Origin of the sequence: Dorea phocaeensis (assembly GCF_900240315.1) — a bacterium.
Classification (GTDB): domain Bacteria; phylum Bacillota; class Clostridia; order Lachnospirales; family Lachnospiraceae; genus Dorea_B; species Dorea_B phocaeensis.
Genome location: NZ_OEPZ01000006.1, coordinates 43073 through 64203 on the forward strand (window position 1 = coordinate 43073; position 21131 = coordinate 64203).

Consider the following 21131-nt stretch of genomic DNA (forward strand, 5'->3'; position numbering starts at 1 on the left):
ATCCCCATTTACCACATTTACAGGTCACAATTATTCACAGTTCTTGGGAACGGAATCACATCACGGATGTTGCCCATTCCTGTCAAATACATAATACATCTCTCAAATCCCAGACCAAATCCGGAATGTCTCGTTGAACCATACTTTCTTAAATCCAAATAGAACTTATAATCTTCCTCAGCAAGTCCCATTTCTTTCATTCTCACAAGCAGCTTCTCATAATCATCCTCTCTTTGGCTTCCTCCGATGATTTCTCCAATTCCCGGAACCAGACAGTCAACTGCTGCCACTGTCTTTCCATCCTCATTCTGCTTCATATAGAATGCCTTGATGTCCTTCGGATAATCTGTAACAAAAACCGGACGTTTAAACACTTCCTCTGTCAGATAGCGCTCATGCTCCGTCTGAAGATCTGTTCCCCAGGATACCTTGTACTCAAATTTGTCATTGTTCTTCTCCAAAAGCTCTACCGCCTCTGTGTAAGTAACTCTTGCAAATTCAGAAGACACCACATTATGAAGACGATCTAAAAGTCCCTTATCCACAAATGAATTAAAGAAATTCATTTCCTCTGGTGCATTTTCCAACACATAATTAATCACATATTTCAGCATTGCTTCTGCCAGCATCATATTATCATCCAAATCTGCAAATGCCATCTCTGGCTCAATCATCCAAAATTCTGCTGCATGACGGGTCGTATTGGAATTCTCTGCCCGGAATGTAGGACCAAATGTATAAATATTACGAAATGCCTGAGCATACGCTTCTCCATTTAACTGACCGCTTACAGTAAGGCTCGTCTCTTTTCCAAAGAAATCTTTGCTATAATCCACCTTTCCCTCATCCGTCTTTGGCAGATTTTCCATATCTAATGTCGTTACCCGGAACATCTCACCTGCACCTTCGCAATCACTTCCTGTGATCAGCGGCGTGTGCACATATACAAATCCTCTCTCCTGGAAAAATTTGTGAATCGCATAAGCTGTCAGGGAACGGATGCGGAACACTGCCTGGAAGGTATTGGTTCTCGGTCTTAAGTGAGAAATTGTTCTGAGATACTCAAAACTATGGCGTTTCTTTTGAAGCGGATAGTCCGGAGCAGACGCACCTTCCACCTCTACCGTATCTGCCTGAATCTCAAATGGCTGTTTTGCCTGCGGTGTCGCCACCAGCGTTCCTGTTACGATAACTGCAGCTCCTACATTTAACTTGGAAATTTCCTCAAAATTATCCATGGTATCATGGTACACAATCTGCAGTGGCTCAAAAAATGTACCGTCATTCAATACAATAAATCCAAATGCTTTTGAATCACGAATACTGCGCACCCATCCCCCCACAGTAATTTTCTGATCCAAATACTGATCTTTGTTCTTATATAATTCTCTGATTGCAATTAAATCCATATCTATCTACTCCTTTTTCTAATCGCTTACGTCTCACGGACAGTTTGAAAGTATTATAACATATCCACAAAATTTTTGAAAGGGGCGAAGCGAAATCCCCGCCGTCACTAATCTAGTGCAAAGACCTTCTCCTGCCTTGCTTTTATTGGCTTTTCATGCTATACTAACTCACGTTGCAGAGCCCGCAAAAACAAGGTCTTAATGGGCTCACCGCCGATTCCCGGCGTAAAATGAATCGAGTGTTCGCGACCTTCCACTCGTAAAACAAAACTAAAGGAGAACAAAATATGAAAAATCAAAAAGTAACATTCATGACACAGGCAGCCATGATCGCTGCTATCTACGTGGTGCTAACTTTCGTATTCGCACCATTTTCTTTCGGAGAAGTACAAATTCGAATTTCAGAAGCACTTACCATACTTCCCCTATTTACACCAGCGGCTATTCCCGGGTTATTCACAGGATGCCTAATCGGAAACATCCTAGGCGGCGCCATTCTCCCAGATATTATATTTGGCAGTCTTGCAACTTTGATTGGCGCATTTTTCACGTATCAGCTGCGCAGTAAAAATCCATTTCTTGGACCACTGCCACCAATCATCGCCAACGTTTTCGTTGTTCCATTCGTACTTCGCTACGGCTATGGCGTTGCACTGCCAATTCCTTTTATGATGTTGACAGTGGGAATAGGTGAAATTATTTCCTGTGGATTATTGGGATTAATCATTTATTATGCTTTAAAAAAATATAAAAATGTACTTTTTCGTCCAATTTGGGACAGGGTATAATAACATTTGGGACGGAGTTTTTTGAAAAAAACTCCGTCCCAAATGTTATCCTATATACGTATTTCCACTTCCCGCAGTCATCTGATCCATCTCTTCGTATGGCACACTTCTGCGCTCGCCGCTTGCCACATCCACATATGTCACGCTGCTATCGTCATATCCAACCAAAATAACCGCATAAACGGAATCCAGCATAGCAACTACCGGTCGACCCCTTCCTATCAGATACAATAATTCTTCCGTGCTGCACCCCGTCAGATCCATATAACTTCCGCCATTTATCTCTTTCATAACTTCTGCCGGCGGCTGCTGCGCTGCAAGCTTTGTTCGTATTCCTTCTATAATCTCCTCCTTATCACTGATTGTATGCTGAAGGTTTCGATTTCCACGTTCCCACACATACGTCTGATCTTCCGCCACCACCACTCCGCTGATGGCATCTGCTGCCCGCACCGCCTCACCGGCTTTTCCGTAACTTCCTTGCAGTTCTCCATGCCCATATACGAAATATTTCTTCTTCGGCTCCGACTCATCAAATGTTACCACCGATGGGGTCTCGAACAATACCTGCTTTGGTTTCAGGACTTTTGGCTCCTTATCAGAAATACCGTTTTCAAAAGTCAAACGTCTCTGCGTTTCCTTCAATTCTGTGGCATAGGACTCCAAATAAATATTACTTTCTTTCTTTTCTTTGTTGTTAGTAATGTAATCCGGCGCTGTTTTCGTATAGGTTTCTCCATTCTTCGTCGCACGATTCAGTGTAATCATATTATCTTCAAACTCTGCGCTCAGAACAAAAATGCCTTCCACTTCATAAGTCTTGATCACCTTACTTTTTTCATCTTGAATCTCAACTTTATACATTGGAAGCGTCCGCTCTCCAAATACGGTTTTTCCCATATCTTCAGCCTTCGCAACACCATAGACAAAGTCATTCTTCACAAAGCCCAGAGGCTTCAAATATTCCGAATCCTGACAGGTGACTTCTCGTTTCTTTCCATTATCAAGATTCAGCACTTCCAGCTTCTTCGCGCCGTTTTCATCTCCTTCTTTCTGATAAGCGGCCATATGCCCGTTTTCCGAAATCGTATACTGACTGTCATCTAACCCTTTCACCAGCACAGTCTGTTCCTCTTCAGAAACCTGATACTCATACAAGGTTCCCTCCAGCATAACATACAACGTATCCTGATCCACATTATAATAAGCCAGCTTATTGAGAGACTGAATCACATTTCCATAAGATATATCCGTAGAAATAAATACCTTCTCTTCCACAGAATTCGTCTCTATATCATAGCAGTATACGGCAACTCCGGTCTCACCCTCATGCTCTCCCCGGTTCATATAGCCGTACACGGCAAATGTTGTATTCCCCTTTCCATCCATTTCAAGAAGTTCCAACTGATGCTGTGCAACCAGATTGCGCCCGTCTGTATTCTCTGCAGCTGAAAAACTAAATACCAGGGAAATTTCATCTGTATTTTTATTATAGTTCCACAGTTCTTCTCCCACAATAAACGATACAATAGAACCGTCTTTATTGACTTCATAAGGAATATTTTCCGACTGAATTCCAAGTAGGGTTCCTTTCTCATTCAACACCACTTTTGTCGGATCAAACAGCTGATCCATTGTCCGATCGTAATCCAAAAGATATGTTTTATTTACCTCTGGAATATGACGAACACGAAAAAATTCCTTCACAGTATAAAGATCCGTCTCATTTTCTTCTCCCTTGCAGCGGACGCGATACTCCAACTGCACCGAAGTCGAAGAACTATTCATCTCCTTAATGTACCAGCGTTCTCCCTGCTCTACAACCGGTTCCAGCTCCCCCCAGGATACATGATCATAATCAGAATGAATCGTCACATGTCCAAAGGTCGTATTATCTCCCTCTTCACTCGGCTCAATCGCAGCGCCAACTCCCGCTCCTTCTACTTTTCCCAGGGCACTTTCGTGGAAGTTGCGAATATAATCCAGGCACTCCAGCATATGCGCATCGGTGCCATTTTTTATCCGGGTATAAAAATGTACCAATTGATCCTTCCCGAGGTTAAGAGTCAGCTCCAACACCCGCTCCTCTGTCAAAAGGCCCTCTTGATCAAACTCCAGAGCAATCTCCTCGCCCGGCTTTTTCACGGTCTCATCCAACAATTTTTCTTTTCCGTTCAGCGAAAAAATCCGATATCTCAGACTCTCTATTTTATTTCCATACTCCTGAACAGAAAGATTCAAACACCCGTTTACCACTGGCGTAATAGAATCACGCATAGACACAATATCCATCCGTTTCGCATAACCACTCAGTGTATTCAGACTATACCCATCATAAGAAAAGGAAACCTGGGGGTAGGTAGCCGCCCCCATGTCCGCTGTCATATCGTCATTTCCTTTATTCGTCAAATATCCAAAGAATAGCACTGCTACCACAAATACTGCCGATAAAATCCCGATATTTAACAATCTTTTTTTCCAACTCATTTAAACTTCCCCTTCATGGTCTAACAGCCATCCCAGCGTCGGCGCTACTCCAAGCGCCTGTTCGCAGCGGCGAATTGCGTCTTCATTCTCCCCTTTGCGCCCTGTTCTTACTGCACGGATTAATATATTCTTTGGCGTGTGTTCCATATCAATAAACTCCAAAATCTGCGCCTCATAACCTTCCCGTTCCAAATATTGAGCACGGAGTCCATCCGTTACCAACGCTGAAATACGTTCTTTCAACAAGCCATATTTTAAAACCGGCGCTAGATCCTCATTTTTAATCTGACGATTCAACTCATGCTGGCAGCACGGCACTGAAAGAATTACCTTTGCATTCCAGTGCACCGCCTTTGCAAGTGCAAAATCCGTTGCCGTATCACACGCATGCAAGGTTACAACCATATCCACCTCATCTACTCCCGTGTAATCCGCAATATTTCCCTCCAGAAATTTGAGTTTCTCATACCCATACCGCTGGCTCAGTTCATTACAGTGCCGAATCACATCTTTTTTCAAATCCAGTCCAACAATCCGAATATCGTAGCGCTTCAATTCATGCAGATAATAGTACATAGCAAATGTAAGATAGGATTTTCCGCAGCCAAAATCCAAAATTGTAAGTTCACGATCTTTTGCAAGCTGAGGCAGAATATCTTCTATAAATTCCAGAAAACGATTAATCTGACGGAACTTGTCAAACCGTGCACGCACAATCTTTCCCTCTGCTGTCATTACTCCAAGATCTACGAGAAACGGAACCGGAATTCCTTCTTCTAACACATACCTTTTCTTCCTGTTATGAGACAGATCCACTTTCTTTGCCTCTCCCTTATGAAGCTTTCGCTTGATCGTTGCCTTCCCTTTCTTACTTACCAGCACATTGTAATCCGCACACTGCGTCTCCATCTGCATCTGCTTCATATTCTCCATCGCATGAGCCAAAAGCTCGCTTGCTTCTATCTTATCCACATTCCGGTGAAAAGCCTGATTATTTTCAAAGGTTTCCAATTGGAAGAGCAACTGGTCTTTCTTCATAATTGGGCGTACTTTCACCTTGGATGGACCATCCTTTTTCCTTGGGTTACTGAGAACGGCCGAAATAAAGTCTATATTTAAATTTTCCTGTAAAAGTTTTCTTAATTCATCCATAGCATTTATTATAATAATGTTTTTTCCACAATCCTGCAAGAGGGACAGGGGAAAATTAATTGGGGACGGAGGTTTTTGCAAAAACCTCCGTCCCCAATTAACAAATCGGAAAGCTCACTGTAACTCTAAACAGATCTCCATCCACATAAATCTCGAATTTTCCACCTTGTATTTCCGTCAATGTCTTTGCAATGGAAAGCCCCAATCCGCTTCCCTCGGTACTTCTCGAAATATCTCCGCGAATAAATCTTTCCGTCAGTTCATCTGCCGAAATATTAAGACGTTGTTCAGATATGTTTTTCAAATTAAATACTGCCCAGCCATCTTCCGCTTTCAGGTCCGCATAAACTCTCGTTCCCCTTAACGCATATTTCGCTGCATTATTGTAAATATTTGCGGTCACCCTCCACATTCTTCGTCCATCTGCCCGTATGATCAATTCCTGATCCGGAAGCGTTAATATCTCCTGTAAATCTCTCGCTTGGAACTTCTCCGCGAACTCGCCGCTGGTCTGCTGAATCATTTCCACAAAATTGATATTCATGTATTCTAAGCTAATATTCCCGGAGCTCACTTTTGAAGCTTCTACCACATCCTCTGTCAACGTCTTCAAGCGCTGGGACTTCTGTTCTAGAACCTCCAGATAGCGCTGTATTTTAGGATCTTCAAAATTTTCCTGCTTTAAAAGTTCCACATAATTAATAATCGAAGTCAAGGGCGTCTTAATATCATGCGAAACATTCGTTATCAAGTCTGTTTTTAAGCGCTCGCTCTTCATATTTTCTTCCAATGCAGAATCTAGCCCTTCACCAATGGAGTTGATACATTCTGCAATCACTCTCTGCTCTCCGTAAAGCTCTTCCGCAGAAATCTGATAATCAACTTCTCCTCCGGCAATTTTCTCAATTCCCTTTTTTATCTTCTGCTTTCCTATCGCCTGGTAAATCAAATAGACAAATGCCACCAAATCTGCGCCAAACACTAACACGGCAAATAGATAGCTTCCACTGGTAATTACCAGCATCCAGTGGAGAAGAAGAAAAACACCAAATATTAGGATTGCCCGCCATACGCATTGAATATGACTATAAATTTTTCCAATAAATTTGCCAATACTTCTAAGCACACTGTTTTTCCAAAGTGTTTTCCGTTTTATACGTCTTACCAGGCTCAAATAGCCAATCAAAAACCACGCACAGGTATAAACTGCCATCACTGCAATATATGCAATATACGGAATTGCTTCACGAACATAATCGTATCCATTTTGCCCTTCTTCAAACAGATATGGCGTCACAGACTGAACGGCCGGGAAGAAAATATCCGATGCCACCGCAATTGCAAAGGCCAACGGCCCTATCCAAAGTCCAATTACCAAAACAGCGGCTAGTTCTGTTTTAATCTTATCAAACCAATTTAAACATACTTCCTGCGTCCGGTTACTGCGGCCTGCAGTTACCGTAAGCCAAATCAAAATCAGAAGAAAAAATACCCCCGACACCGCGGCTGTTACTGCAAGAATCTGTGCATTTCCCCCATATTTCTGATACAATTTTGCTTCATTATAGAAGGTGTCATGAATCGGATAGGCCGTATCTACCGCCACAGCGTATACAAAACTATCTTCATTTGGGCCACTAAATTTAATATGATTCCTCCAGCTTTCTTCATCAATCTCTTGAATATTCGTATCAAAATCTTTTAATTTCGGATGAATCACCGCGTACTTTCCCATTGCCTGGACGCTCTTAATGCTATTTTCCAAGTTTGTGTAATCTGAAAACGCCTCACAATTCGTATAAATCCGTTTATTTCTTTGATCTGCATAGAGATAAACCAGATTCGTATCCCCTTCTTTATAATATTCTTCCTTATTCAAATAACTGGAAAGCTCATCATAAATTCCAAAAATTGCATCATGTAACATCTCATACGCTTCATTCAGCCTTCCGTTCCAATACGGATTATTGTTTGCCACATCCACTACACTCTTTGCATTCAATGGCGGAACTTTTTCCTTCATTACCTGCCCGTCATAATTCCAGCAATCAATATAGGAAATCTTCCCGTCTTCACTTTGCAGTCCGCGGAATCCCACACGATCAGCATTTCCCTCATACAATTCTGACGAATGAAGCATCGCTAAAAGATCGTCTTCTGAAGTGGATTCATCTTCCGTAACTACAAATTGAAGCTCTCCACTGTCGATCATATTTTTAAATTCTTCATAAGAATAATAATGGTAAGAACCATCTGGCTTCTTGCAAACAATAATTTTGTAATATTCACTATCTCCATCAACTGCTTCCGCCGGTCTTTCTTCTGCCGCATTATAAATCACGCCTCCCTCGCCAGTGCTATAATACTCTTGCGCCCACTGGTAAAGGTCTTCCAAGCGGTAAGCCAAACCATGCTCATCCTCTCCGGACAAACTATGCGTGTCTCTATAAGTTTCAATGTCCACAATCTTCTGCGGATCATAATTTCCGTCTGTCTCAAATTCATCTACATTACGGATTCCATCCATTACGGTATTGGAGGCCTCCCATATCAATGTAGAAAACGCAGCTGTATCCTCATATTTTTCTGCTGGTTTTCCATGCAGAAGCTCACTTCCCATCACTGGATAACAATATAATAAAAGAATACATCCTACCATAACTGCCACCAATATATGCTCCGCTGCAATTAGGAACGCTTTTGTAATCGGTGACTGATACCATTGCTGTTTCATAGATCCTCCTTTCTAAATTTTTTCTATTTTATATCCAACTCCCCACACTACTTTTAAATAACGGGGCTCTTTGGGATTGATCTCGATCTTCTCACGAATATGCCGGATATGTACTGCCACCGTATTATCTACACCAATCGCGTCTTCATTCCAGATACTTTCATAAATCTGATCAATAGAAAAAACTTTTCCCTGATTTTTCACCAACAATAACAAAATATTATATTCAATCGGAGTCAATTTTACGATCTCACCATCAACAGTTACTGTTTTCAGATCATCATTGATGGACAATCCACCCGTTTCATAAACCTCCTGATGCTCTGACTCCACGGTACTTCCAAGCTGCGTATATCTCCTAAGCTGCGATTTTACTCTCGCTACCAATTCCAATGGGTTAAACGGCTTGGTCACATAGTCGTCTGCTCCCACATTTAATCCGAGAATCTTATCCGCATCTTCTGATTTTGCGGAAAGAATAATGATCGGCATGTTGTTTTTCTCCCGAATTTTAAGGGTGGCTCTGATCCCGTCCAGCCTTGGCATCATTACATCAATTACAAGGAGATCTACTTTCTCCTCTTTCAATACTTTCAGGGCTTCTTCTCCATCGTATGCCTTCAGTACATCATACCCTTCCTGCAGCAGATATATTTCAATTGCTTCCACGATTTCTTTATCATCATCACATACTAATATTTTAGCCATTTTCATCACCTCCCTTATACTATACAAGAATAACAGGGAGTTTTTAAGAGAGATTGGGGAATTTATTAAGATATTTTAAAGAATTTTTCCGCTTCTTTTAGAATTTCAACATACTTTGGACATAATTTCCATGTATACTAAATGTCAGATAGTTGAAGAGCACATCAACTATCTCCCCCCTCATAAAGTAAAACACCGGGCGTAACCTTCCCGGTGCACACTTTACTCTCATTCCTTTAAATAACTATAGTAACAACGAACCCCGCTAACCTTTGGTTAGCGGGGTTTCGCTGTATAATAAAGATTTCTGTTATTCAACATAAGTTCGATACCAAAGTGTACCGCCATATGTAAGCACATACCTCTTGTGCTGCTCTGCTAATTCTGCATTCCCCATTGCCTCTGCCGCCCGATAAAGATGAAACTGTCTGACCACCTCCGCAAGTCTGGAGTGTTGCCTGTTTCCAGTCTGCTGCCATATGTGATAAAGTTCTTCATACTGTCCACTCTTCTCAAGCTGTATTAGCATCGGATATCTCAATCGATCCTGATATAATGTCCAAAGCTTTCCTTTGGGCTTTACCATCATTTCCAGCTGTCTTAACCGATCACAGGACCTTTGCAGCTGTTGCTCGTTATTCTGCTCAAACGCAATTGTCATCCGAAGGAGTTCGTACTTGAACTCCCCGGATGCATCTGGACAATATTTTACAAATAGTGGAAAGATTTTCTCTGCATCTTCTCTTCTACCAGCGTAAAACAAAGTAATCCCCACATTATAGAAATGTCTACTCCAAAGGTTACTTTTCACACACGACGTTTTCGGCAAAAGCGCCCATAAAACAGAAAGTTCCTTTCCCGGATTACACTCCTTAAGCAGGAAATTTTTCCATTTTTTTGAATATTTTACTCGATACCCGATATAAATTGCCATACTTGCAAGTGCCAGAAAATAGGTCGGAACCATCAGCGCACTGGTAATTCCAACAAGACCCATAACATTTGCCAGGATCACGCTCACAAGCGCTACCAACGTAATCCCTTTCCAAATATGACACCATTTCCAATAGCGATCGACTTCTTTCTGAGCCTTAGGAAATACATGAACCGGTACATTTTTTTCCAAATCTAAATATTGCTGTGTCATATTCGTCTCCTCTTCCTAGTCTTTCAGTTTCTGCGCGCTCTACCCTTCCCACTCTTCTCTTAATGGGAACTCTCCAAAAACTTTTTTGCAAGACTCACAGCACCATGCATCAGAACACTCCTTCATATTGGTATAAGCCGGCGCATAAACGCCCAACAACCTTTTCATAATCTGTCTTTTCTCCTTGACAGGAGTATCGTTATCACTGACAAACCTCTGTTCAAAAAATGTACCGTTGGAATCAATATGTATCATTCCATGTATCATTTCATTTCCGCAATAGGGACATTTCATAAATTAACGGTCCTCCATACGCACATATTCACGATGTGCTGCCAAAGGCTTATAAGCCGGACGAATAATTTTGTCTACATTTTTCAACTCTTCCAAACGATGCGCACTCCATCCAACAATACGAGCTGCCGCAAAAATCGGCGTATATAGAGATGACGGAAGGTCTAACATACTGTACACCAAACCACTGTAGAAATCTACATTTGCATTTACTCCTTTGTAAATCTTACGTTTCTCTCCAATTACTTCCGGCGCAATATGCTCAACAGATTCATAGAGCGCATACTCTTTTTCACGTCCCTTTTCTTTTGCAAGCTGTTTTACAAAACCTTTGAAAATATCTGCTCGCGGATCGGATACTGAATAAACGGCATGACCCATTCCGTAAATTAATCCCTTCTTATCAAAAGCACGTTTCTCCAGCAAATCTACCAAGTACTGGCGAACTTCGTCCTGATCCTCCCAATCGGATACATGCTCTTTCATATCCTCAAACATCTGTGTCACTTTAATATTTGCACCGCCATGCTTAGGTCCCTTTAACGATGCCATAGCTGCTGCCATAGTAGAATAAGTATCGGTTCCTGAAGAGGTTACAACATGTGTCGTAAACGTGGAGTTGTTACCACCGCCGTGATCCATATGAAGCACCAATGCCATATCCAGAATTTTCGCTTCCAATTCTGTATATTTACGGTCTTCTCTTAACATCATCAGAATATTTTCCGCCACAGACAGCTTTGGCGACGGAGCATAGATGAACAAATCATCTCCCATCCGGTAATTATACGCATGATATCCGTACACCATCATCATAGGGAACTGACTGATCAAATTCAGACACTGACGAAGCACATTCGGAATAGAAGTATCATCTGCTTTTGCATCATAAGTATACAAGCTCAAAATAGAACGGGACAAACTATTCATCATATCCCGGCTCGCAGCCTTCATAATCACATCTCTTACAAAAGTAGGCGGTAGAGTTCTGCGCTCTACCAATGTCTTTTTATAAGCCTCCAGCTCCTGCTCACTTGGCAATTCCCCAAACAACAACAGATAAGAAATTTCCTCAAATCCAAAATGTTTATCATTTAAAAATCCACGGACAAGGTCTTTGATGTTATAGCCGCGATAGTAAAGATTTCCTTCGCATGGAACCTCTTTTCCATCCACAATTTTCGTAGCACATACATCAGATATATTCGTCAAACCGGCAAGAACACCTTTTCCGTTCAAATCACGAAGCCCACGCTTTACCTCGTACTTCGCATACAGTTCCTTCTCAATCGCGTTATTTTCCTCACACAATTTTGCCAGATGCTCAATCTCCGGTGTGATTTCAAACAATGCATACTCTACTCTTTTTTCTGCCATAGCCATCATCCTTTCTGCCCGTAATTATTTTCAATCTGTACTTTATATAATCATCGCTTCTGATAATTATCCCTGCTCATGTCTGCTTTCGCTTAAAATATCGCTCAGCCTTGCAAATTCTTCCAACGTCAGCGCCTCTCCTCGGATACTTGGCCCCTTCCCAAGTTTTTCAACCGCTTCGGCAATCACTTCCTTCGGATATGATAAACGACTGGAATTGTTTAATCCATTTGCCAAAGTCTTCCTTCTTTGATTAAAAGAAGCTCGAATAATCTCAAACATCAGCCCTTCATCTTTCACCTGAACCGGCGGGGTATCGTGTCTGGTCAGCCGAATCACCGCCGAACCAACCTTAGGACGCGGCATGAAACAATTTGGCGGTACATTTGCCACAATATAAGGTTTTGCATAATACTGTACTGCCAGCGACAGCGCACCGTAATCCTTGCTTCCCGGTCCCGTCTGCATCCGATCCGCCACTTCTTTTTGCACCATAACCGTAATGCTCTCCACCGGAACTTGTCCTTCAAACAATCCCATAATAATAGGTGTTGTAATATAATAAGGAAGATTCGCTACCACTTTAATCGGCCGCCCCTGATTTTCTTCCTCCGCTAGTTTCCGAATATCCAATTTTAATACATCTTCGTTGATAATCCGAACATTATCATACATAGACAGCGTCTCTGACAGAATCGGTATCAAATTTCTGTCAATCTCCACAGCAATCACCTTACCGGCAGCCTCCGCCAGATACTGTGTCATGGTTCCAATTCCCGGACCGATCTCCAATACCATATCTTCTTTGGTAATCTCTGCCGCCCGGATAATCTTATCCAGCACATGTGTATCTATTAAAAAATTCTGACCAAATTTCTTCTGAAATGAAAATTGGTATTTTTGCAATATTTCAATCGTATTTTGTGGGTTTCCCAGTGTTGGACCGTTCATTTTCCCCTCCTTGAATTCAGGTATTTTCGATTATTATACAATAATTTCACGAGATATGATATAGAAAAAATTTAAACAAAGATTAAATTTTTCTAACGATTTTGCGGGCTTTGCTGGCATTTTTGTTGTAAACGTGTTGTAAACAGAGCGTTCTTTTCAGAAACTCTTCGATACTCTCAGCTAAAAAAGGAAGACATTTTCACGGAATATTCCCGGCAGTTTTTAGGCTGCCGGGAGTTTGTCTATTATATTACTCTCCCGTCCTTGTCAAATACGTACTTCTTCCCGCCGATTTCAAGCGTCTCGTCCTTGGCCATCTTGCCGTCATCTTTCAGGTAGTACTTCCCAAGCCAATGGTTACGCATCATGCTGCCAAGAGGCTGGCACTCTTTCCCCTCGTTCAGGTAATACCAATCCCCATCGATCTGTTTCCAGCCAGTGATCATAGCCCCTTCTGGCGATCCATCGCCCTTTGGAATACAGTAATAGGTGTACCGACCTCCATCCTCTACAAACCCGCTTCGCATAGACCCATGCGGGTGATCTTTATCCTTCTGTTTCTCCGGCGTCAGGTAATACCATTTTCCACCGATCAGCTGCCAGCCTGTCAGCATGTCTCCGTTGCTGCTTAAGTAATACCAACGGTTATCAATCAGACGCCAACCTGTCAGCATCCGGCAATCATCATTAAAATAATACCAGCGACCACCAATCAGCTGCCAGCCCGCAACGGCATAGCCTTCCGCATCAAACCAGTACCAACTGTCCAAGTGCAGCCATTCACTGCGTGGATAGCTTCCGTCTGCCCGCTTGTACCACCAACCTTTAGAGTCTTTAATCCAGCCGCCTGACGGTGAAGAAGAGATTCCAAATGCAGATAGAATGCCTCTTGCAAGTTCGTCCATTTTCGTATTAAACGTTGTAATATCTCCTGCGTTCGTGATAAATCCGCATTCTAACAAGCGATAATTAATCCCCCGATTTGCAGCACGATTGACATTAGCAAGATTATTACGTCCAACAATAAGATTTGCTCTACCCGGCATGAATGATCCGATAAAGTTAGCCAGTGCATTATCACAAGAGTCTGGGCTATACCCCTGTTTAATAATTACATGTCCACCCCTTGCAGATGCTCCAGCACTATCCATGTGCAATTCCAACACACACCAGTCTTTCGGGATATTAAGTGTGTTAATCAAACCGCTTCGATACCAGTCCCGTGAGGTGTCACCAATAGTAACATTTCCACCACCAAGAGCCGACAACCTTCCTGCCAGGGCTCTTACTCTTTCCGCTTCTGTATATCCATGTCCTACTGCCCCCGGGTCTCCTGCTCCGTGTCCTGCGATTACAAATAAATGTGCCATAGACTTTCTCCTTTCCTACATTGACGCTTCTGCATATACTGCTTCTGCAAGAATTACAAGCTCTGCGTATTCATCGTCAGATATTCTACTCATTGCAAAATAGACATCTAGCTTTGCGACTGCATCGTCTTTTGTAGCGTAATACTTCTTATTAATAAGGTTCGTCATAAGTGTTACAATCATCTTGCTGTTCATTTTAAATTCCTCCTAATAAGTTTTCTTGATCTTTTTCAATCATGGTTGCTTGGGTTTCGTCCGGTAGCAGGCTCATCATTGCGATTTGATTTGCTTGAGCCATTGCATGGTAACTAGCAATTTTTCCGTCTATGTAGTTCTTCGTGTCTGCGGTGTAGGTTAGTTCTACGCTCGGAATTACTTCTCCACCGTCTACTGTGACTACTGTAGTTGGATAGTAGGTTGTTAATGCTCTGATTGCATCCTGCTGGTCTTGTTTGAGTGGGATGAATTGTTCGGTATTTGCTTTAAACATTACAGTTATTGGTGTACCACTCTCATACAATTTCTTAATGTAATCTGTGTATTTTTTATTTCTGGTTTCTTTAGAATCAGAATCGGTTATCCCTAATCTATCATTCGACAGTTTTATGTGAATTTGATTTATATTGTTGGTGATCCCTTCTTCCATGATGTTCGGTGCATATACATACTTAACCCACCGAAACTGCTTAGAAGCAACTAATTGGTCAGATACACTATATAAAATGTCAGGATTTGTAAAATACCGATTCGAAAACTTTTCTATATCATAGCCATCTCGATTTTCAAAGTTTTCGTTACCTGTAATTATGTACTGCTTACTTCCGTATAACCACCCAATCTGTCCATCTTGTTCTACAAGCTTGTCCCATTTTGTAATAGGGCGGTCTGAGGTAAGGGTAAGAGTTTGCGGTTCTCGGTATGATTCATATGTTGATGGTTCGTTATCTCCATAAAAGAGTGTTATTTTTTCAGAATGCTTATTATTCATGCTATCTAAGCCAGCAACTTGAATCTTGTTTTTGCCTTTTTTTAATGTCAAAATACCTTTGCTTCCAGGACTGATTCTAATATATGGACTATAATATTCATCATTGAATACAGCGGTAAAATACGAACCATATGCATTTTCTTCTTCGACTCTTACTGTATACTTTCCATCTATTGGAACTATAACTGTGTATACAAAACTTACATCCGTTTCATGTTGTACAGTCTCACCGGTATTATTATCAATGTGACCTCTAATGCCACTATCTTTGTTCCATAAGTTACCGCCATTTAAAATCACATCAATCTCATACTTCTGTGTTTCCTCATTCCACTTTCCAACATTCTTGATTTCCTGTGGATTGCTTGGACTTGGTGGTGGGTCTTGCTTTTGTACGGTATTTCCGATGATACTCATTCCCTTATTCACACGTTCCGCACTATCAGTAACTACCAAAGGACTTGCTCCACTCATGGTGTTGATAATCGGGATACCATCTCCACCGCCACTTGGTTTCTCCACAAGAGCCACCATTCCATCCGCACCGATTCCAAGAATCTTTCCGTTGTTTTCCGCCCCTTGATTCTTGTCTATCTTTTCCTTAAGCCTATCCCCTGTGGCTTTCGCATCCGAAGCTTGCCCTTCTTTCGTCAACGTCTTATCGATCGGTGTTAGTTCAATCGGGTTCTTCGCCAAGTATTCTTCAACTGCTTTCGCCAAGTCCTCGGGCGTCAGACCCGAAACCTGATCAAGCCGTTCAAGAATCTGCTGATACACGTCAGACGTTGGCGGTACAGATGCGTCCGAGTCCTTGTAACCTGTCTTTTCTATACTTACATATGCGTTATTTGTTGTCACCAAATCTCCACAGAATACACTCACCGTACCTCTTATATCTATGTCTGTGTCGAAAAATTCCCACGGGATTGCACATTCGTTTTTCTCGTCAAGTACCTGCGCTTTGGAATAACTTCGCTGAGAAAAGATCGCTGTTTTCGTGCCTTCCCATTCGGGGCTTAGAAACTCAAAGTGCGCCTTGTAGAGATTCCGACATTTCGCAACGGGTACAAGGTTATCTTTCCGTGAAATGTACTGCCCGTCTACTTCAAATTGTAGGGTTTTCATGTTTTCCCTCCTTTAATCAAAAAAAGAGGACGATCACTCGCCCTCAACCTCTGGAATACCTGCCACACTTGTTAAGATGCTTACCACACCGGCTACCACCGATGCGGATAATACCATCTTCCAATCCACCGCGGAAATGACCGCCCCTGTTCCGATCACCGCCACCGCTGTCTGTGCCATTGTTTTTACTGAACGGATTCCTGCTCTCTTAAGCCACTCCACCGTGTCTACGCTTGGCTTAAACACACTATTCTTAAACATATACTTCTCTCCTTTCTAAAACCCGATCTGCGAAGCTACTAATCCAAATACCGCCCCGATCGCCAATGTTAATAAGTACCACTTCACTTTTCTCCAGGTATCCCCGTCCCTGTTTTCCAACTCTTTCAACCGGCTCTCTTGCCGGTTCTGAGACTTCACGAGCTGTTCGACCGATTGCGCCAAGCTGTGCACACTGGTGGTCAGCTCTCCGATCTGCCGGACGGTTTCTTCCAAGTCTGTCAGTCTGTGGTTAATGCGCTTATGCTCATCTTCCATTCGCTTCGCAAACTCTAGGTGCTCTGCTCTGTCGATAGGTGTATCCATACTGCACCTCCTACATTAAACTATTCACGATCTCGGAAACCACGCTTTTTAAATTAAAGAGCTTCGGCACCTGATCCAAAGTAAATGTTCCTGCAAGTACAAGACTCACCCATGTTTTCACCAATACGCTGTCTTTCGTAAACGTCATATTACTCTACCTTCCCTTCTAATACTTTCCATACGATTTCCTGTAAGTTGCTGATCTTCGGAACGCTCTCTTTCTTGTACGTCCCATTTCTTACCAGTTCTACCCACGTTTTCACAATCACGCTATTTTCGTTAAACACCTGCGCCACCTCCTTGCAAGGATGCGATTAACATCGTCAGCTCTGCGACCGCCATCTGCATATCCGTGTTTGTTTTATCTATAGTCTGTTCTGCACTAGCAAGACGCTCCTCCACGGATTCTCCTACTTTGTTAACTACAACCCCGTAGATTTTCCCGGTGTACTCTTCNCCACAAAACCGAACGCAACTCCCGCCGCGATCTCCTTCACGTCTGTGATCAACTTTCGCTTCAGCTGCTGCGGTCCCGCGTTTTCGAGCCAGTCGCATATCTTTCTTCGGATCCTTATTTGCAGTTTCAGCCTGAAGGCTCTTAGCCGGCGTCTTTTTGATCTGATCCTCTCTTGTTTCATAATCCTTACACGCCATGCCCCTTGACCGATCCTTGTCGTTACACCGATGCCTTCTCCAGCATGATCTGCATCCTTGCATGGCTTATTCCTCCCCTCTAATTCTTTTTTCCAGCTCCTCCATTGTGATACCTAGGTATTTGGCAAGTTCCGTTGCTATCGTATGGTATTGAAACTGTGTCTTCCCTCTTTCTGGCGGGACAGCCCGTACAAACGTCCAAATATTCTCCCGTGCATTATGCCGGAGTCTTTGGGGTGTACAGCCAATAACCCTCGCCACGGCTGCTGCATTAGTAATAATTAAATTCACGTCTACACCTGCCCTTCTATCCTTTTTATCGGACAGCTTGTCTGTTAAGTTACTCTAAGAAGTATTCGATAGATACGCCGAAGTAGTCAGCTAGGATTTTTAGCTTGTCTGCACCAAGCATTTTGATTTTTCCTAGCTTCCAATCAGACAACAATGATTGAGCAATTCCTGTATCTTTCGATACTCTATACGGAGTTTTGTCTGATTCTACTAAAAGTTTCTCAAATTTTTTGTACACTATTGCACCGCCTTTCCGTACTTTTTTAATTGATATTACTACGGAATTATGATATATTTTATTTACCAGATAAATTATATTTTCCGTAGCATACACTCGAAAACTACAACGGTTTTCTTGTGTATGCTCATACTATACTACTGTTTTCCTTTTGTGTCAATATTTTTGCACCGGGTTTCTTTAGTATTTATATTTTTATGAGAGGTGAACAAATTATGTATGAGATTTTTAGTAAATTATTACAAGCACATGGGATTACCCCATATAAGGTAAGTAAAGAAACTGGAGTCTCTCAATCAACTTTGAGTGATTGGAAAAGAGGGATCAGTACGCCAAAACAGGACAAGCTTCAAAAAATAGCTGATTATCTTGGGGTTTCTTTAGATTATTTAATGACAGGTGAAGAAAAAGAAAACGATAGATATTATCTGAATGATGAAACCGCTAAAGTAGCGCAAGAAATATTTGAGAATAAGGAACTAAGAGCATTGTTTGACGTCCAAAGAGATATGGAGCCAGATGATCTGGTCGCCTTACACAATATGGCTCTTGCTTTAAAACGAAAGGAACGTGGAGGAATTGATGATACAGGATGTTAATGTTGTATTTTTAGATTTTCCAAACAAGGGTAAAGAAATGGTAGTAGAAAACGAAGACGGAACCTATACCGTTCTTATTAACGCCAGACTAACCCACGAACAGCAATTAAAAGAGTACTTACACGCGATCGGGCATATATTGTCCGAAGATTTCCAAAAGGAAAACGTGCAGAGCATAGAAGCATCTGCACATAAATAGAAATTAATTGATATGAACCCCTTGGGTTTATATAAATGTATGTAAGGTCGGGAAAGAGAGGAAATGAGATGAAAAATAAAACGACACGAATGCTGGTCACTGTCCTCGGTGGATGGTTTGGCTTACACAAGTTCTTGGATCACCGGATTGGAGCCGGAATCTTGTACTTTCTTACAGGAGGGCTGTTTGGAATTGGATGGATTGTAGATATTATTAGAGCGCTTACTTCAAATCAACATCAGTGTGATTACGTGCAATTCACTTCCGAACCACCTAGCTCTCCAATCGGGAATGGCCTTTATGAGGCTTGCATCGATGTAGCCGGATCGTCTTACTATTGCGATTCCATCGTGAGGTGCATGAAAAGGAATCCTAAATATGATCTTCCTGACAGCGAAATTCTAAAGCTGGGTAGGAATAGAACTTATGAATTTTTCCCGCTTGACGCCAATGCAATTCTGATGCCGGATCCGAATAATCCGCACGACAATAATGCTGTTATGGTTCTTGTAGACAATAACCTTGTTGGATATATTCCGGCTGAGTATGCTCTTTTTGTGAAAAATTTGATTTATCAAAAATCGCTATCTTTCGCAGGAGTAAGCATCTTGGGTGGAAATGTGAAGATTATCTATTCTAACAGGGATGTTGTTATTGACCGGAACGGATTCCGCGTTAAATTGAAATTTACATATCGAAAATAGAAATCAAAAAAACGCCCCAGCGCTATCGACACTGAGACGGTGCGTAATCTCCGAAGAGATTCCTATATTTGGCAGATATATTGTATCATCTTCGGGCAGCCTACGCAAGCGGAACACTCGTTCCATGCTGGCTGTTATTTTTGTACCCATTTTTTTAAAAAGGAGGCAATCTTATGGCAAAACGAAAGAAACACCCTAGGCTCCCTAACGGTTATGGACAGATCCGTTACTTAGGCAAAAACCGGCGTAATCCATACGGAGTCTATCCGCCCGCCACGGATGAGTACGACAGCGGACAGAAGAAGCCCCCGAAGGCTCTGTGCTATGTTAATGATTGGATGGTAGGTTTTGCAGTATTAACTGCCTATAAAGCCGGAACCTATGAACCTGGAATGGAACAAAGTCTGACAGAATTGACGCCTTCCGGTGATTCCAACCTAGTTAACCAAATACTGGCAGATTACAACCGATCAAAACCCGTGAAGGAAGCTCCGTGCAGTCCTACGTTCTCAGAAGTTTATGAAAAATTTTATGATTGGAAATTTAACGGAAAGAGGAAATATAGTCAATCCAGTATCGACAGCTCACGCGCTGCATTCAGGAATTGTTCGCCCATCCACGATAAGCCTATTGATCAGATCGGATACGATGAACTACAGGAGATTCTTGACACTTCTGTGCTCAAACATTCCAGTTTGGAACTTATGCACTCCTGCATGAAACAAACCTTTAAGTTTGCGCTGGCGCAGGGAATGATCGAAAAGAACCCAACTGAACTTTTGAAGATAAACATCGAAGATGACGATGAGCACGGAATTCCATTCACCAACGAAGATTTGAAAATTCTATGGAAAAACCGGGATAATGATATTGCTCAGGTGCTCCTGATCATGTGCTATTCCGGCTATCGGATTGGCGAGCTGTCCGTGATCGACGTCGATCTAGATTCCAAATCATTCTCAGGCGGATTAAAAACACGCACAAGCAGAGGCAGAATTGTACCTATACATTCTGCAATACTCCAGATAGTGTCAGGAAGGATTAAGGAATACAGATCAATAATGCACATGTCTAAGCAGAATTTCAGAAACTTAATGTATTCATACATTGAATCTATCGGAATCGAAAGGCACACCCCGCACGATTGCCGACATACATTTTCTAGACTGTGCGAAGAATATTCCGTTAGAGAGAACGACCGTAAGAGACTGCTCGGTCACAAGATCGGAGATATTACGAATGATACCTATGGACACAGGGAGCTGAAAGATCTAAGAGAAGAGCTTGAAAAAATCCCGTCTCCGAATTTGTTGTAAACGTGTTGTAAACGG

At 42.1% G+C, this 21131-nt stretch carries 23 protein-coding genes; 5 read left to right on the plus strand and 18 right to left on the minus strand.

Going from position 1 to position 21131, the window contains the following annotated elements; all coding sequences use genetic code 11:
• Positions 1-17: 17 nt before the first annotated feature.
• On the minus strand, positions 18-1409 hold the full coding sequence (gene asnS / locus C0979_RS11130; RefSeq protein WP_101696062.1) for an asparagine--tRNA ligase: 1392 nt from the start codon (positions 1407-1409) through the stop codon (positions 18-20).
• A 287-nt stretch (positions 1410-1696) separates the two neighbouring features.
• Here asnS and C0979_RS11135 point away from each other — a divergent pair, with 287 nt between their 5' ends.
• Complete coding sequence (locus tag C0979_RS11135) at positions 1697-2197, plus strand: QueT transporter family protein (protein ID WP_101696063.1); 501 nt, start codon at positions 1697-1699, stop codon at positions 2195-2197.
• A 45-nt stretch (positions 2198-2242) separates the two neighbouring features.
• Here C0979_RS11135 and C0979_RS11140 read toward each other — a convergent pair whose 3' ends face one another.
• From C0979_RS11140 to C0979_RS11215, 17 genes are all read right to left on the minus strand, one after another.
• On the minus strand, positions 2243-4684 hold the full coding sequence (locus C0979_RS11140) for a hypothetical protein (RefSeq protein WP_101696064.1): 2442 nt from the start codon (positions 4682-4684) through the stop codon (positions 2243-2245).
• Positions 4685-5836: a methyltransferase gene (locus tag C0979_RS11145; RefSeq protein ID WP_101696065.1), complete on the minus strand. Its 1152-nt coding sequence runs from the start codon at positions 5834-5836 to the stop codon at positions 4685-4687.
• Positions 5837-5933: 97 nt separating this feature from the next.
• Entirely contained in the window at positions 5934-8570 is a 2637-nt protein-coding gene (locus C0979_RS11150; RefSeq protein WP_101696066.1) for an MFS domain-containing histidine kinase, read from the minus strand.
• A gap of 12 nt (positions 8571-8582) precedes the next feature.
• Positions 8583-9278 carry a response regulator transcription factor gene (locus C0979_RS11155; protein ID WP_101696067.1) on the minus strand — a complete coding sequence of 232 codons (696 nt, stop codon included), beginning with the start codon at positions 9276-9278 and terminating at the stop codon, positions 8583-8585.
• Between the two features lie 310 nt (positions 9279-9588).
• Complete coding sequence (locus C0979_RS11160; RefSeq protein WP_101696068.1) at positions 9589-10425, minus strand: ECF transporter S component; 837 nt, start codon at positions 10423-10425, stop codon at positions 9589-9591.
• A gap of 39 nt (positions 10426-10464) precedes the next feature.
• Positions 10465-10719, minus strand: a complete 255-nt coding sequence (locus C0979_RS11165; RefSeq protein WP_101696069.1) for a PF20097 family protein — start codon at positions 10717-10719, stop codon at positions 10465-10467.
• A 3-nt stretch (positions 10720-10722) separates the two neighbouring features.
• On the minus strand, positions 10723-12096 hold the full coding sequence (locus tag C0979_RS11170; RefSeq protein WP_101696070.1) for a citrate/2-methylcitrate synthase: 1374 nt from the start codon (positions 12094-12096) through the stop codon (positions 10723-10725).
• Positions 12097-12162: 66 nt separating this feature from the next.
• The gene (gene rsmA, locus C0979_RS11175) at positions 12163-13047 is read right to left on the minus strand and encodes a 16S rRNA (adenine(1518)-N(6)/adenine(1519)-N(6))-dimethyltransferase RsmA (RefSeq protein WP_101696071.1); all 885 of its coding nucleotides are present in this window, start codon (positions 13045-13047) and stop codon (positions 12163-12165) included.
• A 245-nt stretch (positions 13048-13292) separates the two neighbouring features.
• Complete coding sequence (locus C0979_RS11180; RefSeq protein WP_101696072.1) at positions 13293-14417, minus strand: N-acetylmuramoyl-L-alanine amidase; 1125 nt, start codon at positions 14415-14417, stop codon at positions 13293-13295.
• Positions 14418-14432: 15 nt separating this feature from the next.
• Positions 14433-14612, minus strand: coding sequence for a hypothetical protein (locus C0979_RS11185; RefSeq protein WP_101696073.1), 180 nt, complete (start codon positions 14610-14612; stop codon positions 14433-14435).
• A gap of 1 nt (position 14613) precedes the next feature.
• Positions 14614-16530, minus strand: coding sequence for a hypothetical protein (locus C0979_RS11190; RefSeq protein WP_101696074.1), 1917 nt, complete (start codon positions 16528-16530; stop codon positions 14614-14616).
• A 33-nt stretch (positions 16531-16563) separates the two neighbouring features.
• Positions 16564-16791, minus strand: a complete 228-nt coding sequence (locus C0979_RS11195; RefSeq protein ID WP_101696075.1) for a holin — start codon at positions 16789-16791, stop codon at positions 16564-16566.
• Between the two features lie 15 nt (positions 16792-16806).
• Positions 16807-17115, minus strand: coding sequence for a hypothetical protein (locus C0979_RS11200; protein ID WP_101696076.1), 309 nt, complete (start codon positions 17113-17115; stop codon positions 16807-16809).
• Positions 17116-17125: 10 nt separating this feature from the next.
• Positions 17126-17263, minus strand: coding sequence for a hypothetical protein (locus C0979_RS12040; protein WP_200816265.1), 138 nt, complete (start codon positions 17261-17263; stop codon positions 17126-17128).
• Between the two features lies 1 nt (position 17264).
• A complete protein-coding gene (locus C0979_RS12045) occupies positions 17265-17402 on the minus strand; it encodes a hypothetical protein (protein WP_200816266.1) in 138 nt (45 codons plus the stop codon).
• Between the two features lie 433 nt (positions 17403-17835).
• Positions 17836-18060, minus strand: coding sequence for a hypothetical protein (locus tag C0979_RS11905; RefSeq protein WP_101696078.1), 225 nt, complete (start codon positions 18058-18060; stop codon positions 17836-17838).
• Positions 18061-18109: 49 nt separating this feature from the next.
• Positions 18110-18298, minus strand: a complete 189-nt coding sequence (locus tag C0979_RS11215; protein ID WP_101696079.1) for a helix-turn-helix domain-containing protein — start codon at positions 18296-18298, stop codon at positions 18110-18112.
• A 215-nt stretch (positions 18299-18513) separates the two neighbouring features.
• Between C0979_RS11215 and C0979_RS11220 the strand changes: the two genes are divergently transcribed.
• The 4 genes from C0979_RS11220 (at position 18514) to C0979_RS11235 (ending at position 21116) form a co-directional block, all read left to right on the plus strand.
• Positions 18514-18897, plus strand: a complete 384-nt coding sequence (locus C0979_RS11220; RefSeq protein WP_101696080.1) for a helix-turn-helix domain-containing protein — start codon at positions 18514-18516, stop codon at positions 18895-18897.
• Positions 18881-19096, plus strand: coding sequence for an ImmA/IrrE family metallo-endopeptidase (locus C0979_RS11225; RefSeq protein WP_101696081.1), 216 nt, complete (start codon positions 18881-18883; stop codon positions 19094-19096). The genes C0979_RS11220 and C0979_RS11225 overlap by 17 nt, the downstream gene beginning before the upstream one ends.
• Positions 19097-19164: 68 nt before the next feature.
• Positions 19165-19800, plus strand: coding sequence for an NINE protein (locus tag C0979_RS11230; protein WP_101696082.1), 636 nt, complete (start codon positions 19165-19167; stop codon positions 19798-19800).
• Positions 19801-19973: 173 nt separating this feature from the next.
• The gene (locus tag C0979_RS11235) at positions 19974-21116 is read left to right on the plus strand and encodes a tyrosine-type recombinase/integrase (protein ID WP_101696083.1); all 1143 of its coding nucleotides are present in this window, start codon (positions 19974-19976) and stop codon (positions 21114-21116) included.
• The last annotated feature ends 15 nt before the right edge of the window (positions 21117-21131 follow it).

Excerpts from the sequence above, each read along its gene's own strand:
- C0979_RS11220 (WP_101696080.1), top strand. The coding sequence starts at position 18,514 with ATGTATGAGATTTTTAGTAAATTATTACAAGCACATGGGATTACCCCA.
- C0979_RS11195 (WP_101696075.1), bottom strand. The coding sequence starts at position 16,791 with ATGTTTAAGAATAGTGTGTTTAAGCCAAGCGTAGACACGGTGGAGTGG.
- C0979_RS11225 (WP_101696081.1), top strand. The coding sequence starts at position 18,881 with ATGATACAGGATGTTAATGTTGTATTTTTAGATTTTCCAAACAAGGGT.
- C0979_RS12040 (WP_200816265.1), bottom strand. The coding sequence starts at position 17,263 with ATGACGTTTACGAAAGACAGCGTATTGGTGAAAACATGGGTGAGTCTT.
- C0979_RS11180 (WP_101696072.1), bottom strand. The coding sequence starts at position 14,417 with ATGGCACATTTATTTGTAATCGCAGGACACGGAGCAGGAGACCCGGGG.
- C0979_RS11140 (WP_101696064.1), bottom strand. The coding sequence starts at position 4,684 with ATGAGTTGGAAAAAAAGATTGTTAAATATCGGGATTTTATCGGCAGTA.
- C0979_RS11165 (WP_101696069.1), bottom strand. The coding sequence starts at position 10,719 with ATGAAATGTCCCTATTGCGGAAATGAAATGATACATGGAATGATACAT.
- C0979_RS11235 (WP_101696083.1), top strand. The coding sequence starts at position 19,974 with ATGGCAAAACGAAAGAAACACCCTAGGCTCCCTAACGGTTATGGACAG.
- asnS (WP_101696062.1), bottom strand. The coding sequence starts at position 1,409 with ATGGATTTAATTGCAATCAGAGAATTATATAAGAACAAAGATCAGTAT.
- C0979_RS11200 (WP_101696076.1), bottom strand. The coding sequence starts at position 17,115 with ATGGATACACCTATCGACAGAGCAGAGCACCTAGAGTTTGCGAAGCGA.
- C0979_RS11160 (WP_101696068.1), bottom strand. The coding sequence starts at position 10,425 with ATGACACAGCAATATTTAGATTTGGAAAAAAATGTACCGGTTCATGTA.
- C0979_RS11155 (WP_101696067.1), bottom strand. The coding sequence starts at position 9,278 with ATGGCTAAAATATTAGTATGTGATGATGATAAAGAAATCGTGGAAGCA.
- C0979_RS11135 (WP_101696063.1), top strand. The coding sequence starts at position 1,697 with ATGAAAAATCAAAAAGTAACATTCATGACACAGGCAGCCATGATCGCT.
- C0979_RS11190 (WP_101696074.1), bottom strand. The coding sequence starts at position 16,530 with ATGAAAACCCTACAATTTGAAGTAGACGGGCAGTACATTTCACGGAAA.
- C0979_RS11150 (WP_101696066.1), bottom strand. The coding sequence starts at position 8,570 with ATGAAACAGCAATGGTATCAGTCACCGATTACAAAAGCGTTCCTAATT.
- C0979_RS11145 (WP_101696065.1), bottom strand. The coding sequence starts at position 5,836 with ATGGATGAATTAAGAAAACTTTTACAGGAAAATTTAAATATAGACTTT.
- rsmA (WP_101696071.1), bottom strand. The coding sequence starts at position 13,047 with ATGAACGGTCCAACACTGGGAAACCCACAAAATACGATTGAAATATTG.
- C0979_RS11170 (WP_101696070.1), bottom strand. The coding sequence starts at position 12,096 with ATGGCAGAAAAAAGAGTAGAGTATGCATTGTTTGAAATCACACCGGAG.
- C0979_RS11185 (WP_101696073.1), bottom strand. The coding sequence starts at position 14,612 with ATGAACAGCAAGATGATTGTAACACTTATGACGAACCTTATTAATAAG.
- C0979_RS11230 (WP_101696082.1), top strand. The coding sequence starts at position 19,165 with ATGAAAAATAAAACGACACGAATGCTGGTCACTGTCCTCGGTGGATGG.